Source organism: Arthrobacter sp. MMS18-M83 (assembly GCF_026683955.1).
Lineage (GTDB): Bacteria > Actinomycetota > Actinomycetes > Actinomycetales > Micrococcaceae > Arthrobacter.
The window spans coordinates 4,129,026-4,143,922 of sequence record NZ_CP113343.1 but is presented as its reverse complement, the minus strand read 5'-3'; the positions used below and the strand labels follow the sequence as shown (position 1 = coordinate 4,143,922).

At 62.1% G+C, this 14,897-nt stretch carries 13 protein-coding genes and 1 pseudogene; 7 read left to right on the top strand and 7 right to left on the bottom strand.

From position 1 onward, the window contains the following. Positions 1-102: 102 nt before the first annotated feature. Positions 103-585, top strand: coding sequence for a Fur family transcriptional regulator (locus tag OW521_RS19540; protein WP_268021207.1), 483 nt, complete (start codon positions 103-105; stop codon positions 583-585). Between the two features lie 29 nt (positions 586-614). On the opposite strand, the gene OW521_RS19535 is transcribed toward OW521_RS19540, so the two are convergent. The 5 genes from OW521_RS19535 to OW521_RS19515 all read right to left on the bottom strand — a co-directional run bounded on the left by OW521_RS19535 (position 615) and on the right by OW521_RS19515 (position 6,131). Further along, positions 615-1,535: a metal ABC transporter permease gene (locus OW521_RS19535; RefSeq protein WP_268021206.1), complete on the bottom strand. Its 921-nt coding sequence runs from the start codon at positions 1,533-1,535 to the stop codon at positions 615-617. Further along, complete coding sequence (locus tag OW521_RS19530; protein ID WP_268021205.1) at positions 1,536-2,351, bottom strand: metal ABC transporter ATP-binding protein; 816 nt, start codon at positions 2,349-2,351, stop codon at positions 1,536-1,538. A gap of 173 nt (positions 2,352-2,524) precedes the next feature. After that, entirely contained in the window at positions 2,525-3,466 is a 942-nt protein-coding gene (locus OW521_RS19525; protein ID WP_268021204.1) for a metal ABC transporter solute-binding protein, Zn/Mn family, read from the bottom strand. Positions 3,467-3,597: 131 nt separating this feature from the next. Continuing rightward, positions 3,598-4,668 (bottom strand): hemolysin family protein, encoded by a 1,071-nt coding sequence (locus OW521_RS19520; protein ID WP_268021203.1) that lies wholly within the window; start codon positions 4,666-4,668, stop codon positions 3,598-3,600. Continuing rightward, entirely contained in the window at positions 4,665-6,131 is a 1,467-nt protein-coding gene (locus tag OW521_RS19515) for a hemolysin family protein (protein ID WP_268021202.1), read from the bottom strand. Before OW521_RS19515 ends, OW521_RS19520 begins: the two co-directional genes overlap by 4 nt. Positions 6,132-6,665: 534 nt before the next feature. Between OW521_RS19515 and OW521_RS19510 the strand changes: the two are divergent. The 5 genes and pseudogenes from OW521_RS19510 to OW521_RS24460 all read left to right on the top strand — a co-directional run bounded on the left by OW521_RS19510 (position 6,666) and on the right by OW521_RS24460 (position 12,988). Then, positions 6,666-10,485: pseudogene (locus tag OW521_RS19510) on the top strand (multifunctional oxoglutarate decarboxylase/oxoglutarate dehydrogenase thiamine pyrophosphate-binding subunit/dihydrolipoyllysine-residue succinyltransferase subunit). Positions 10,486-10,619: 134 nt separating this feature from the next. After that, complete coding sequence (locus OW521_RS19505) at positions 10,620-11,219, top strand: GDSL-type esterase/lipase family protein (protein ID WP_268021201.1); 600 nt, start codon at positions 10,620-10,622, stop codon at positions 11,217-11,219. Between the two features lie 104 nt (positions 11,220-11,323). Further along, positions 11,324-12,172 (top strand): DUF4097 family beta strand repeat-containing protein, encoded by an 849-nt coding sequence (locus tag OW521_RS19500; protein WP_268021200.1) that lies wholly within the window; start codon positions 11,324-11,326, stop codon positions 12,170-12,172. Further along, positions 12,172-12,786 carry a PadR family transcriptional regulator gene (locus tag OW521_RS19495; protein WP_268021199.1) on the top strand — a complete coding sequence of 205 codons (615 nt, stop codon included), beginning with the start codon at positions 12,172-12,174 and terminating at the stop codon, positions 12,784-12,786. The genes OW521_RS19500 and OW521_RS19495 overlap by 1 nt, the downstream gene beginning before the upstream one ends. 127 nt (positions 12,787-12,913) lie before the next feature. Next, the gene (locus tag OW521_RS24460) at positions 12,914-12,988 is read left to right on the top strand and encodes a 50S ribosomal protein bL37 (protein ID WP_369299106.1); all 75 of its coding nucleotides are present in this window, start codon (positions 12,914-12,916) and stop codon (positions 12,986-12,988) included. Between the two features lie 79 nt (positions 12,989-13,067). On the opposite strand, the gene rsrA is transcribed toward OW521_RS24460, so the two are convergent. Together rsrA and OW521_RS19485 are read right to left on the bottom strand one after the other, a co-directional pair. Further along, on the bottom strand, positions 13,068-13,325 hold the full coding sequence (gene rsrA, locus OW521_RS19490; RefSeq protein ID WP_265977188.1) for a mycothiol system anti-sigma-R factor: 258 nt from the start codon (positions 13,323-13,325) through the stop codon (positions 13,068-13,070). After that, a complete protein-coding gene (locus OW521_RS19485) occupies positions 13,322-14,161 on the bottom strand; it encodes a sigma-70 family RNA polymerase sigma factor (RefSeq protein ID WP_442781180.1) in 840 nt (279 codons plus the stop codon). Before OW521_RS19485 ends, rsrA begins: the two co-directional genes overlap by 4 nt. Before the next feature lie 219 nt (positions 14,162-14,380). Between OW521_RS19485 and OW521_RS19480 the strand changes: the two genes are divergently transcribed. Next, positions 14,381-14,896 carry a DoxX family protein gene (locus OW521_RS19480; protein ID WP_268021197.1) on the top strand — a complete coding sequence of 172 codons (516 nt, stop codon included), beginning with the start codon at positions 14,381-14,383 and terminating at the stop codon, positions 14,894-14,896. Position 14,897 lies beyond the last annotated feature (1 nt).

Here is a 14,897-nt window from a genome sequence, read left to right as displayed (position 1 = left end):
CTCCGGCGGTGTCCATGAGCCAGCGCCCAAGAACCGGTATCCATGGGCGGCCGGCTGGTAACCTTGGTGTTTGCGAACATCCACATGGAAATGAGTTCACGAATGTCACACGGCGCCAATGCCGCCACGTCCGGACCCGCAGCCCAGCCGCTACCGGCTGCGAAGGATCCCGCTGTCAAGGAGCAGCGCGTCACCAAGCAGCGCCTGGCTGTCAGCGCCGCCCTGGACGAACTGGACGATTTCGTGAGCACCCAGGAACTGTATAGGTTGCTCCAGAACCAGGGCGTCTCCGTGTCCTTGGCCACGGCTTACCGCATTCTGCAGTCCCTGGCCGACGATGGTCTCATCGATGTTCTTCGCAATGCCGACGGTGAAGCCGTCTACCGCCGCTGCGCCGTAACGGGTCACCACCATCACTTGCTGTGCCGCAATTGCGGCAAGGCCGTCGAGGTGGAGGCACCGGCCGTCGAGACGTGGGCGGCCCGGGTGGCAGCCGAGAACGGCTACACCGAAGTGGCGCACACGGTGGAGATTTTCGGACTCTGCCCAGAGTGCACGGCCAAGAAGGCCGCCGGCCTGCTCTAGCCAGCCACCGCGTCTAACCAGCCGCGCGTCTATCCAGCCACCGCGCGGTCCTCCGCGGCTCGGTCCAGGACGGCTTGGTGCGGACGGACTACCCGGCCGTTGATCCCCCGCTTGGCGCGTACATTGCCGATGATCCGGCACACCACGTAGATCAGGAACGACAATGTGGTGACGTACGGGCTGATGGGAATCCGGCTGCCGAGCGCGAGAAGGATTCCGCCCACGGTGGCAGTGATGGCAAAGAGCACGCTCAACAGGACCACGAGCCGCGGCGAAGTGGTCACCCGCAGGGCAGCGGCCGCGGGAGTGATCAGCAGGGCCAGTACCAGCAGTGCGCCGACTATCTGGATGGACAGTGCAACGCTGACGCCGAGCAACACCATGAAAGCAATCGCCAACCCGCGGACAGGCACTCCCCTGGCTTCAGCCATCTCGGGATCAACGCTCGCGAAACTCAGCGGACGCCACATTGCGGCCAGCGCGATCATGACCACCACGGCCGTGCCCGCCAGAACCTGGAGCTGCACGGTGTCCACTGAGACGATCTGGCCGGTCAGGAGTCCGAACTTGTTGGCAGCGCGGCCCTGGTAAAGGGCCAGGAACAAGATGCCAAGGCCCAGCCCGAACGGCATGATGACGCCGATGATCGAATTCTTGTCCCGCGCCCGGACGCCCATGAGTCCCAGCAGCAGTGCGGCCGCAACAGAACCCGCCAGCGAGCCAAGAATGATGTCCGTTCCGATGAGCAATGCGAATGAGGCCCCGGCAAAGGACAATTCCGAAATGCCGTGCACCGCGAAAGCAAGGTCCCGTTTCATGACAAAAGTGCCGACGAGCCCGCCGAGAAGGCCTAGGACGGCACCAGCCCAGATGGAATTCTGTACCAACGCCAGCAGTTCGCCGTAGTTTTCAAAGTTGAAGATGGTGTGCAGGATGCTGCCGAAGTCCATTTAGTGGCCCTCCTCCACGCCAGCGTGCGCGTCGTCATGGTAGTGGGTGGTGGCGTCCGGAAGCCCGACGACGACGATCCGGCCGTTCGCGCGGATCACCTCCACATGGCTGTTGTACAGCTCGGAGAGAACCTCTGTGGTCATGACCTCCTCGGGTGTTCCCACCCTGAACCTGCCGCCTGCGAGGTAGAGGACACGGTCCACGTAGTCGATGACCGGGTTGATCTCGTGGGTCACGAACACCACGGCGCTGTTCCGTTCGTGGCATTGCCGGTTAATGAGGGCGCTCACGGCCTGTTGGTGGTGCAAATCCAAGGAGAGCAGCGGTTCGTCACAGAGCAGGAGTTCAGGCTCAGCGGCCAACGCCTGCGCAACCCGGAGCCTCTGCTGCTCCCCTCCTGACAATTGTCCAACTGGAACGCGCGCGTAATCGCTTGCCCCTACCAGTTTCAAAAGACTGTCGACGCGGTCATTGACAGCTTTGGCGTTAATCCGCAAACCCCAGCGGTGGCCGTCGACGCCGAGGGCAACCAGGTCCCGGGCGCGCAGCGGTGTGTCCGGGGCAAAGGACTTCTGCTGCGGGACATAGCCGATCCTTCGGCTCCCTCGTTCAACGGGGTGTCCGCCCACGGTCACCGTTCCTGAGTGGAGTTGCTGCAGGCCGAGGAGGACTTTGAGGAAACTGGTCTTGCCGCTGCCGTTGGGACCAAGCACAGCGAAGAACTCACCCGCCCTGATGTCCACATCGAGGTCCTTCCAGAGGGCCCGCTGGCCAAACTGGAGACCCGCACCGCGAAGGCTCACTACCGGTGTCAAAAAGAAATCCTCGATCCATGGGGTTCGCGAAGCTGTGTTGCTGTTGCATGCGCCTGGAATGCACCCGTGTTTTGGAAAGCACCCTATGTTCGGAACACAAAACGCCCCGCAGCCGCCCTGTACATCTTAGGACGATTGCGGGGCCCGTCAGCTTCCTGTCTTGCCTATGCTCGCTACTTGTTCAGCGCAGCGGCGATGTTGCCCACGTTGTCCGTCATCCAGGCGATGTAGTCCTTGCCCTCCGGAAGTGTCTCGGTGAATCCGACAACCGGAACTCCGGCCGTGGTCGCTGCGGCCTTCAGCTTCTCCGTCTCGGCGCCCGCGGTCTGTTCGTTGTACGCCAGGAACCGCACCGACTTCGAAGTAATCAGATCGCTCGTTTCCTTGACTGCCGCCGGAGGAACGTCCGAGCCGGCCTCGATCGCGTGGCTGAATTCCTCAGGCGTCTTGTTTTCCAGGCCAGCAGCTTCCAACAAGTAGCCCGGGACCGGCTCGGTGATGGCTACCGGAGCGGAGCCCTTGGAAGCCTTGATATCTGCGACCTTGGCGCTGAGCCCGCTCAGGGACGACTTGAACTTATCGGCGTTGGCGGTGAACGTCTTGGCTTCCGCGGAGTTCAGGCTTCCGAGCTTCGCAGCAACGGCATCGGCCACCTTGCCCATGGCGTCGAAGTTGTACCAGACATGCTCATTGAACCCTTCCGGCACCTTGGAGGTGGCGCCGCCCGTTGCAGTAGGAAGGAGCCCGGACGCGTTGACGGCGGTGATGACCTTGTCAGCGGGGACTTTGCTGTCATCGCTCAGCTTGCTGAAGAAGTCGTCGTAGCCCGCACCGTTGTCGATCACCAGCCGGGCTTTCGAGATGGCCAGCTTGTCCTGGGTGCTGGCCTCGTAGGAGTGCGGGTCCTGGCTGGTCTTGGAGATGATGGAGGTCACCGCCACTTTGTCGCCACCGACGCTCTTGACGATGTCGCCATAAACACTGGTGGAGGCGACCACATCGATCACCCCGGAGGACGACGACGGCGCAGTCGCGGCGGGTGCCGCGCATGCGGCAAGGAGGACGGCAAGGCCGGCGGAAGCGGTAAGGGAAAGACGGGCGGCGGTGCGACGCACGGGAAACCTCGGATCTACTCAAATGAGAATCAAGCACAATAGTTGGCTCACTGAGTGTATCCATAAATGGGAATGATTCCTATTTAGGATTCGCTAGAGGTTCTTGCCGTCCCCGCCGGGCCGGCAAGAAGCTACGTTGACGAAGGTCCACCCAAGCGCCGGATCCCCGTGGCCTGGGTGGCATCCCGGATCTCACCAACCAACTGTTCGATAACGTCTTCCAGGAACAACACCCCCAGTGTCGCGCCACCCGCCCCGACAACCCGGCCAAGGTGCGAGCCGGTCCGTTGCATCACGGACATGGCATCTTCAACCTCGTCCTCGGGCGCGAGGTTCACGAGGGACCGAATCCGACTTTCCGCAATCGGATAGCGCCGTCCCTCTTCCGGAATGGAGAGCACGTCCTTGATGTGCAGATAACCGGTCAGCTCGCCGTCGTCGTCCAACACCGGGAAACGCGAGAAGCCGGTGCGGCTGACGGCTTTCTCCAGTTGGCGCGGTGTGGATCCAGGCTTGAGCATCACGAGCTTGTCGAGCGGCACCATGATGTGCGCGGCGGTGTGTTCTGAAAACTCAAGAGCGCCGCTCAGCAGGCCTGCGTCGTCGTCCACCAGTCCGTGGCGAGTCGATTCCTGGACGATCGACTGCACCTCCTCAAGCGTGAAGGAGGAGGTCACCTCGTCCTTCGGCTCGATCTTCATCAGGCGCAGAATGCGATTTGCCAGAAAGTTCAGCGTCCAGATAACGGGCTTCACGAAGCGGGCTATGTGGACCAAAGGAGGCGCCAAGAGCAATGCTGCCTTGTCCGCCACTGAAACAGAGATGTTCTTGGGGACCATCTCGCCAAAGGTGACATGCAAGAACGTGACCGCCAGCAGGGCAACCGCAAAAGCGATAGCACCGGCCAATTCGACGGGGACGCCCACGGATTCCAGGGGTGCTCCCAGCAAATGGTGGATGGCTGGCTCGGCCACGAGGAGAATCAGCAGCGAACAGACGGTGATGCCAAGCTGAGCACACGCAAGCATCAGCGAGACGTGTTCCATCGCGTAGAGGGTGGTCTGCGCGCGCTTGGAACCGCGTTTGGCCAAAGGTTCAATCTGGCTGCGGCGCGCAGACATGACGGCAAACTCGGCGCCGACAAAGAACGCGTTGCCGATCAACAGCACTAGGAGCCACAGGATTCCTGCCCAGTCGCTCATGCAGCACGTCCTTTGCGGACGGTTTTGCCGGCGGGGTTGCCAATGGCATTGCCTGGCGAGTTGCCGGAGCTCTTACCTAACCGCTTGCTGGCTTGCTTCCTGCTTTGCCATCCCGTCGCTTCACGTTCCGCAGTGGCTTTAAAGTCAGTGCCTTCATCTTCAGGCTCGGGTGCTGTGGGGTGGAAGCAAATACGATCGATCCGCCGGCCGTCCATTCGGGTGACGGCGAGGGTGCCGCCGCCCGCCTCGACGACGTCGCCGACAATCGCGATCCGTCCCAGTTGGCTCATGACATAGCCGCCTACGGTCTCGTACGCGGGGTCGTCCTGGACGGTCAGACCCGGGATCTGTTCGCTAACTTCGTCAGGGCGCAATAGTCCGGGGAAGTACCAGTCCCCCGAGGCGCTTTGCAGCAATCCAGGGCGGACTTTGTCGTGTTCATCTGCCACTTCGCCAACGATTTCCTCCACCAGGTCCTCGAGCGTTGCGATTCCTGCGGTTCCGCCGTACTCATCGAGCACGACGGCGAGTTGCAGGTTGCCCTCGCGGAGTTCCAAGAGCAAAGAGTCGAGGTGGATGGTTTCGGGAACGCTCAGGACCTCGGACATGATGGCGCCGGCCTCGACCCTCCTCCTGCGTTCAGACGGGACGGACACGGCTTTCTTGATGTGCACCACGCCACGGATGTCATCGGCGGACTCACCGATGACAGGAAAGCGAGAGTATCCGGTGCGCCGGGCGGCCTCGATGATGTCCGATACCGGCTGATCGGCGTCAATGGTTTCCATACGGATGCGCGGCGTCATGACATCCGCCGCGGTCCTGGCGGAAAAGTTCAGCGTGCGAGCAACGAAGTTGGCCGTCCCGGCGTCGAGGGTTCCCAGCTCCGCCGAACGGCGCACCAACGAGGCCAGTTCAGAAGGCGAGCGGGCGCCGGAGATCTCTTCCTTAGCCTCTAGCCCAACGAGGTTGAGCACCTTGTTGGAGAAGCCATTGAGCACCACGATTGCGGGCTTGAATACGGCTGTGAACATCAATTGCGGGCGGGCCAACCCCCGGCCGAGCGGAAAAGCCAAGGCTAAGGCCATGTTCTTGGGGACGAGCTCGCCGATCAGCATCGACAACACGGTGGCGAAAGTCATGGCCATGATGAGCGACACGGACTGCGCGGCAGCCTCAGGCAGCCCGGCCCAGAGCAACGGCCCGTGCAACAGGAAGCCAACCGAAGGCTCCATGACGAAACCGGTCAGCAAGGTAGTGAGGGTGATCCCCAATTGGCAGCTTGACAGCTGGGTAGAAAGGGATTTCAAGCATTTCAGCAACGCCACAGCGGCGTGGTCGCCGCCGTCGATCGCTCTTTGGACGGTCGCCTGGTCGAGTGTCACGAGGGAGAATTCCACGGCGACGAAGAAGCCGGTGCCCAGAATCAGGAGCAAACCGGCGAGAAGGAAAAGCCACTCCATTAGAGGCCACCGCCGGCTGGTGCGGAAGGCTGGAGCAGGAGTCTAGGCAGACTAATGCCTGATTGACCCGGCGGGGGTTGGTCGGACGCAGCGGAAGAACGATCCGCTGCCCTGCCGGCCTGAAGCTCCGGGGTGCGATGGGCATGTGTACGGGTGTTGCCGGCTCGACGGGTGCGCTGCGCGGAGATTGCCAAACGGCTTCCCCTGCAGGTCCCAGGCCGGCACCTAGAATTACTGTCCATAAGAATCCCAGTCTACAGTCCGGCCGCGAGGCGAATTCACCGGCCGTGACAAGGTCTGGCCATGAAAATCCGCTGAAAAAACACGCGAAAACTGGGCCCTGTCAGGGCGCTACATCCAGCACACATCGGGATTGGCATGATTTAGGTCACCACTATTGGCAGATAGCCGTCGCTCGTCACTAGACTGGCTAGGGTCTGAGTTCGCGGGACCCAGACCCTGGCTCGCCTTTGCACTCTCTGCAGTTCCCCGGGCCAGCTGGAAATCAACACTCATGGAAGAGGCGTATTTCAAGTGCCAGAGCAGCCAAGCCACCGTCTACCCGAGGAATTTGGCGGAAACGAGTGGCTCGTTGACGAACTGTACGAGCGGTACCAGCAGGACAAGAATTCGGTCGACGCCAAGTGGTGGCCGCTTTTCGAATCTTTCGATACCGCTGACGGCACTTCTTCCAACGGAACATCCGCAACCCCTGCAAACCCTCCCACTCGTGAAATTCCTGTCGTGGCACAGGCCGCAGCAACGGCAACGACGCCGATTGCGCCCGTGGTTTCTCCGGCAGCCGCTCCTGCCACCGCCACACCGGCCCCTGCGGCTTCCGCCGTAGCGGCACCAGCCAAGAAGGCTCCGGCCACTGTCGCCAAGGACGGCGCGCAGAAGCCGTCCGACGGCAGCCAGGCCCAGCCGATCCCGGCACAGCTACCCAAGAGCACCAAGGCCCCCACTCCGCCGGAGGAGGACGTCGTCTCCGTCCTCCGTGGTCCGGCCAAGGCCATCGCTTCCAACATGGTGATGAGCCTTGAGGTCCCTACTGCCACGAGCGTCAGGGCCGTTCCGGCGAAGCTGCTGATCGACAACCGCGTTGTCATCAATTCCAACCTTGCCCGTGCCCGCGGCGGCAAGGTCTCCTTCACCCACCTCATTGGCTACGCTGTGGTCCGCGCCCTCTCCCAGTTCCCGTCAATGAACGTGTACTACGACGAAATTGACGGCAAGCCCGTTGCCGTGCAGCCCGCGCACGTTTAACTTCGGAATCGCCATTGACATGCCGAAGCCCGACGGTACCCGCCTGCTGATGGTCCCCAACATCAAGAAGGCCGAGACCATGAACTTCGCGGAGTTCTGGCACACCTATGAAGACCTGATCAAGCGCGCCCGCAACGGCAAGCTCACGGCGGACGACCACGCGGGCACCACGGTCTCCCTCACAAACCCGGGCGGCATCGGCACCGTGCACTCCGTGCCCCGGCTCTCCAAGGGCCAGGCTGCCATCATCGGCGTCGGGGCCCTCGACTACCCGGCTGAATGGCAGGGCGCCAGCGAGAAGATCATCGCCCAGAACGCCATCAGCAAGATCCTCACGCTGACGTCCACGTACGACCACCGCGTCATCCAGGGCGCCGGCAGTGGTGAATTCCTCAAGCTCGTCCACCAGCTGCTCCTCGGTGCACAGAACTTCTACGACGAGATCTTCGAAGCCCTGCGCATTCCCTACGAGCCCGTCCGTTGGAGCCCCGACCTTCAGGTGGACCCCGCTGACGAGATCAACAAGGTCGCCCGCATCCAGCAGCTGATCCACTCCTACCGGGTCCGCGGCCACCTCATGGCAGACACGAACCCGCTTGAGTACGTCCAGCGCAAGCACCCTGACCTCGACGTCCTCACCTATGGGCTCACCCTGTGGGACCTGGACCGCGAATGGCCCACCGGCGGTTTCGGCGGCAAGCCGATGCTCAAGTTCCGCGACATCCTCGGTGTCCTTCGCGATGCCTACTGCCGCACCACGGGCATTGAATACATGCACATCCAGGAGCCTGAAGAACGCAAGTGGTTCCAGGACCAGGTGGAGCACCCGTACTCCAAGCCGAGCCGCGAAGAGCAACTTCGTATCGTTTCCAAGCTCAACGCAGCGGAGGCCTTCGAAACCTTCCTGCAGACCAAGTTCGTGGGCCAGAAGCGATTCTCCCTCGAAGGCGGAGAATCCCTGATTCCGCTGTTGGACACCATCATTTCCGACGCTGCCGACGACGGCCTCGACGAAGTTGCGATCGGCATGGCCCACCGTGGCCGCCTCAACGTGCTGACCAACATCGCAGGCAAGACCTACGCCCAAGTGTTCCGTGAATTCGAAGGCACCCAGGACCCCCGTTCGGTGCAGGGCTCAGGCGACGTCAAGTACCACCTCGGCACCGAGGGCACGTTCACCTCGGACAACGGCAATGAGACCAAGGTCTATCTCGCGGCCAATCCGTCCCACCTTGAAGCGGTTGACTCCGTGCTTGAAGGCATCGTCCGTGCCAAGCAGGACCGGCTGGACCAGGGCGAGGCGTTCCCGGTGCTGCCTATCATGGTTCACGGCGATGCCGCGTTTGCAGGCCAGGGCGTTGTGGCGGAAACGCTCAACCTGTCCCAGTTGCGTGGCTACCGTACCGGTGGAACCATCCACATCATCGTGAACAACCAGGTCGGCTTCACCACGGCGCCTTCGTCGTCGCGTTCCTCGACGTACTCCACCGACGTGGCCAAGATGATCCAGGCCCCGATCTTCCACGTGAACGGTGACGACCCCGAAGCTGTGGTGCGCATCGCGCAGTTGGCATACGAATTCCGCCAGCGCTTCCACAAGGACGTCATTGTCGACATGGTGTGCTACCGCCGCCGTGGACACAACGAGGGCGACGACCCGTCGATGACGCAGCCCCTCATGTACAACCTGATCGAAGCCAAGCGCTCCGTCCGCAAGCTCTACACCGAGTCGCTCATTGGCCGTGGTGACATCACCGAGGACGAAGCCGAGCAGTTGCTGCGCGACTACCAGGAACGCTTGGAACGCGTCTTCGCTGAGACCCACGCTGCACAGACTTCGCCGATCCCGATCATCACGGCTGATTCCGCCGCGGTCTCCGACATCGAGCGTCCCATCGCCCAGCAGGCGGACTCCGGGACCAACGCGCCGGCTACCACCGCTATTTCAGCCGAGATGCTCCAACGGATCGGCCAGGCGCACCTGGACGTTCCGGAGGACTTCACGGTCCACTCCAAGCTCAAGCAGCTCTTGGAGAAGCGCGAGCAGATGTCCCGCGAAGGCGGCATCGACTGGGGCTTCGGTGAGATCGCAGCCTTTGGTTCGCTCGTCATGGAGGGCGTTCCCGTCCGCCTGGCCGGCCAGGACTCCCGCCGTGGCACGTTCGTGCAACGCCACGCCGTTTTCCACGACCGCGCCAACGGCAGCGAATGGATGCCGCTGGGCAACCTGAGCGACAAGCAGGCCAAGCTGTGGATCTACGACTCTTTGTTGTCCGAATACGCCGCCATGGGATTCGAATACGGTTACTCCGTGGAACGCCCGGATGCCTTGGTGTTGTGGGAGGCCCAGTTCGGTGACTTCGTCAACGGTGCGCAGACCATCATCGACGAATTCATCTCCTCGGCCGAGCAGAAATGGGGCCAGCGTTCCTCGCTCGTCCTCATGCTGCCCCACGGCTACGAAGGCCAGGGACCGGACCACTCGTCCGCCCGCATCGAACGCTTCCTGCAGCTGTGCGCCGAGGACAACATGGTCGTGGCCAACCCCACGACGGCTGCTTCGCACTTCCACTTGCTGCGGCGCCAGGCCTACAGCCGGCCACGCAAGCCGCTCATCATCTTCACCCCCAAGCAGCTTTTGCGCCTCAAGGGGGCGGCTTCTGCGGTGGAGAACTTCACCACAGGCGGCTTCAAGCCGGTCATAGGCGAGCACGAGCCACTGCAGGATCAGAGTGTGGACCGCGTAATCCTGGTTTCCGGCCGTCTCTACTACGATCTTCTGTCGAACCGCCAAAAGACCGGCGACACCTCGACGGCAATCATCCGCCTCGAGCAGCTGTACCCGTTGCCCCAGGCTCAGATCGAAGCCGAACTCGCCAAATACCCGAACGCCGACATCGTCTGGGCGCAGGACGAACCCGCCAACCAGGGTCCATGGCCGTTCATCGGTTTGAACCTTCCGCAGGCACTGGACCGGAAGGTCCGCCTCGTTTCACGTCCGGCATCCGCCTCCACGGCAGCCGGCTCCATGAAGCGCCACAGCGCCGAGCAGGCCACCTTGCTCAAGCAGGCATTCGAACGCAAGTAAAACGGCGACTGCCCGGCTGGAGGTTCAATACCCGCTTCCAGCCGGGCAGTTCTGTTAATGGAACAAGTGTCCGGTGCTCCTGCCGCCCGGCCGGGCACAATGCAAGGACCGCAACGTTTGGTGAAGAGGTAACTGTGGAAGACAGGAAGCTGCGCATCGCAGCTGTTGGCGATGAACTACTCGCCGGGCTAGGTGACCCCAGGGCCTTGGGCTGGCTCGGAAGGGTTCTTGCACGAACTCCCCAGGACGGCGTTCTTGTGGAGAGTTACTCTCTTCCCTGCCCCATGGAAGGTACAGAGGGCCTCGCGGGCCGCTGGCTCGACGAAGCCGGGCGACGCTTCAGCAACGTCCATGAGAACCGCCTTGTGATCGGCCTGTCCAGCCGCGACATCGAATTCGGCGTCTCCACAGCGCGTAGCCGCCTCAACCTGGCCAATATCCTGGACGGGGCATCCCAAAGCAACATCGAAGTCTTCGTCGTCGGTCCGCCACCTACGCTGGACCCGGCCAAGAACCGCCGGATCGCGGACCTCAACGCCGCATTTGCAGACGTCACCACCCGCCGCAACCACCAGTACGTGGACACGTTCTCGCCATTGCTCAACCACGAACAATGGCGTACTGACCTCGCAGCCAACGGTGGCACTCCGGGCCAGGCGGGCTACGGCCTCATGGCCTGGCTCGTGTTGCACCGTGGCTGGTTCCAGTGGCTGAGGATTGCCCAGCCGGAATAACCGGAGCGCGAAGCGCCCCCTCCAACGATGAACCCATTGCCAACACGCAATTCGCGATATATCGTAAGTGTCATACGCGATATATCGCATCCTTTGGAGGGGTTATGTCAGAAGAAAACTGGACCGTTACCGGCCCGCAGACCATCGACGTCGACGGCGTCCGGTCACTTAAGCTGGGGATCGTCAAGGGCCGCTTTGACGTAGTCACGCACGATGAACCGATCGCCAGGATCGAAGTCTCGGAAATCAACGGTGATCCACTGAGCGTCAGCCTCGTTGATGGCCGGCTCGAAGTCCGCCATCAGTTGCACGGCCCGCAGGGTTGGTTCCGCAACCTTATGGGAACCGTCAACAACACCAGTACGAACACCGTCGTCATCAGCATTGCATTGCCCGCCGGTGTCGACGTCGAAGCAGGCACCGTGGGCGGTGACGGCATGGTGTCGGGCGTCACCGGCCATATCCGCCTCAACACGGTTTCCGGGTCCGTCCTCGCTGACGGCACGCGCGGCGAGCTTCAGGTCAACACCGTCAGTGGCGAAGTCATCGCCCGCAACCACGACGGGATCATGACAGCCAAGAGCGTCTCGGGCGAGGTCACGGCTTCGGGCCGCTTCAAGAACATACGGGCCAACACTGTCAGCGGCGACCTCAGCTTCGATCTCCACGGCTACACCCAGGATTTCGGAGCCAATTCCGTATCGGGCGACCTCACGATCCGCCTGCCGCATGACGTCGGAGTGGACATTGTTGCCAAGACGGCCAGCGGTACCGTGATGATCGATGACCAGTTCTACGCCCAGGGAGGCGGCAGGGTCCAGACAATCGCTGGCCCCGATGAGCGCCTCATGGTGGTCCGCACCAATTCTGTGTCCGGAAAAACCTCTATCATCCATGGCAGCGCACCAACCCGAGGAACAGCACACTCAGTCCCCGGAGAAGAGGAAGTCTGATGCCGCCCGTCTTTGCCCACGGAGCCCTCCGGCTCTATCTGCTGGCACTCCTGGAATCAGGCCCCAAACACGGCTACGAGCTCATCAAGGCCCTCGGAGAACGCTTCGGGGGGACCTACTCCCCCAGCGCCGGAACCATCTACCCGCGGCTTGGCAAACTCGAGGAAGAAGGACTGGTGGCCACCAGCAGTGATGGGCGCCGCACCAACTACTCCATCACCGCTGCCGGACTGGCGGAGCTCAACAGCCGGCGGCAGGAACTGGCCGACGTCGAGGACAACATCTCTGAGTCCGTTCGGCGGTTGGCAGATAACCTCCGCGAGGACATCCGCAGCAACATGCGCGGCTTGCGGGCAGACCTGGCGGCAACCGCCGAAGCCGCACGCGCCAATGCGAAGTCGCCGGAATTCCAATCGTGGGCGGGAAGCTACTCGCCGGAGGGACACCGGATCCTCAAGGAGGCCGAGATGATGGTCCAGTCCTTCCGCGATGACATCCGAGTGGAACTGCGACAGCATGCGGGGTCCAAGGCCCTGACTCCAATCGCCCTTGAAACCGTGCGGACCGTCCTGGACCAGGCAAGGATCTCCATCCGAAATTCCTTGCGGGGCTGAGTCCGGAATCCATTAAGGGCTGGCAGAGCGCCTTCCACCTTTGATCTTCCGGTTCGCGGGGCGGCCCCCGGATGTGGGAGACTGGAGGGCAGCTTTATTGAGTATCAAGAATCTAAGGAGGCCAGCTATGAGCAAGCGTGCACGTAAGCGTCGTGACCGTAAGCGCGGCGGCGCAAACCACGGCAAGCGTCCCAACACCTAAGCCAGCGGCTTAGCGTAAGACTTAATGCGGAGGGCCCCGGAAACCATCAGGTTTCCGGGGCCCTTGCCGTTGCAGGCGCCTAGACGTCCACCGACTTCATCGAGTGGATCCTGTCCAGGATCGAGTTCTTGAGGTTCTCAGGAGCCGCCTCCGTGCAGGAGCGCTTCACCACGGTGCGAATGACGCACTCAAGGTCGTACTGCTCGGTGCACTCCGGGCAGTCTTCCAGGTGCACTTTGATCTCGGCGATATCTTCACGGGTCAACGCACCATCGAGGTACTCGTAGATACGCTGCATCCGAGCATCGTCGCAGTCGCCCAATCCTTGGCAGCTCATTTCCTTTTCTCCTGTTTTTTGCTTGCGGCCGCGCCCACGGCCAGGGCCTTTTCTTCCGCGCCGGCGCTGATTCCCCGTTCCGCGGCGTAGTCCGCCAGCAGATCGCGCAACATTTTCCTGCCGCGATGAAGCCGGGACATGACCGTCCCGATCGGGGTATTCATGATGTCTGATATTTCCTTGTATGCGAAGCCTTCGACGTCAGCGAAGTACACCGCGAGCCGGAATTCCTCCGGAATGGACTGCAAGGCGCTCTTCACGTCCGAGTCCGGCAAATGATCCAATGCCTCCGCTTCCGCGGAGCGCAGCCCGGTGGACGTGTGCGATTCCGCCCGCGCCAGCTGCCAGTCTTCGATAGTGTCCGAATTCGACTGCAACGGTTCGCGCTGCCGCTTCCGGTAGAGGTTGATATAGGTGTTGGTCAGGATGCGGTACAGCCATGCCTTGAGGTTGGTACCCGGCTTGTACTGGTGGAAGGCCGAGAATGCCTTGGTATAGGCCTCCTGGACCAGGTCCTCGGCGTCGGACGGATTTCTGGCCATGCGCATGGCAGCCGAATAGAGCTGGTCGACATACTGCATGGCGTCGCGCTCGAAGCGCGCCCTCCGTTGTTCAGGAGTCTCGGACGCAAAGTCCACTGCAATCTCGACGTCGGCCTCAACAGCTGCGTCGTCATCGGACGTTGCGTCCGCTACTTCCGTCGCTGCTTTGTACATGGCCGCTGCGGCCGGATCCATGGTGCTCATTGCATCCAAGTCTACTGTCACCCTCCGGGAGTCCCCTGGCAGCTCCCGCCCAAGCGCCAAGTGTTCCTCGCGGTCCTTAACCAAGGCCAAAAAACCATCTCCGCTCAACGACGTTGACACAGGCGCGGCACAACACACACGCCTAAACCCGAGGTCCAGCCCATACCGCACCTTCTTCTCACAACGGCAGGCTCCGGGCAAATATTCCACAAAGATGCAAGACTAGATCCGACTGCACCCCGTGAACACCGCACCACTCGAACGCAGCACCACCTGACCATTGTGGCAAGCCATCCAGGAGGCAAAAACATGTCCCTCGTCCGTTTTCTCGCCAGGCCAATGTTGGCTTCCAGCTTTGTTGTCGCAGGGTTGGACAAGCTCAAGAACGCGGATGACACCGCCGAGCAGCTTTCCCCGCTGCTCCGGCGGGCTTCGGAATCGCTGCCCTTCCCCGCGGACGAAAAAATGCTGGCGCGCGTCATCGGCGGCACGCAGGTGGGCGCGGGCGCCTTGCTCGCCCTCGGCAAGTGCTCCCGGTTCTCGGCGACACTGCTTGCGGGTATTTCGGTGCTGAACACTTTTGTCGAATGGCGTTCCGCGGACATCAGCACGAAGGAAGGCCGGCTCGCCCGCCGCGCCCAGTTGCTCAAGAACATATCCCTGACCGGCGGCGTGCTGCTCGCTGCCGTGGACACGGCCGGCCGGCCAAGTCTCGCATGGCGCGCCGAACACCTCGCCGTGGACGCCAAGAAGGCCGCGGGCAAACAGCTCAAGAAGACAGACCGCGCCGTTCGCAAGGCCGTAGACAACGCAGTTGGAGCATAAG

Coding starts and splice junctions, on each gene's coding strand:
- OW521_RS19540 (WP_268021207.1), top strand. CDS start 103: ATGTCACACGGCGCCAATGCCGCCACGTCCGGACCCGCAGCCCAGCCG.
- OW521_RS19535 (WP_268021206.1), bottom strand. CDS start 1,535: ATGGACTTCGGCAGCATCCTGCACACCATCTTCAACTTTGAAAACTAC.
- OW521_RS19520 (WP_268021203.1), bottom strand. CDS start 4,668: ATGAGCGACTGGGCAGGAATCCTGTGGCTCCTAGTGCTGTTGATCGGC.
- OW521_RS19515 (WP_268021202.1), bottom strand. CDS start 6,131: ATGGAGTGGCTTTTCCTTCTCGCCGGTTTGCTCCTGATTCTGGGCACC.
- OW521_RS19500 (WP_268021200.1), top strand. CDS start 11,324: ATGTCAGAAGAAAACTGGACCGTTACCGGCCCGCAGACCATCGACGTC.
- OW521_RS19495 (WP_268021199.1), top strand. CDS start 12,172: ATGCCGCCCGTCTTTGCCCACGGAGCCCTCCGGCTCTATCTGCTGGCA.
- rsrA (WP_265977188.1), bottom strand. CDS start 13,325: ATGAGCTGCCAAGGATTGGGCGACTGCGACGATGCTCGGATGCAGCGT.
- OW521_RS19480 (WP_268021197.1), top strand. CDS start 14,381: ATGTCCCTCGTCCGTTTTCTCGCCAGGCCAATGTTGGCTTCCAGCTTT.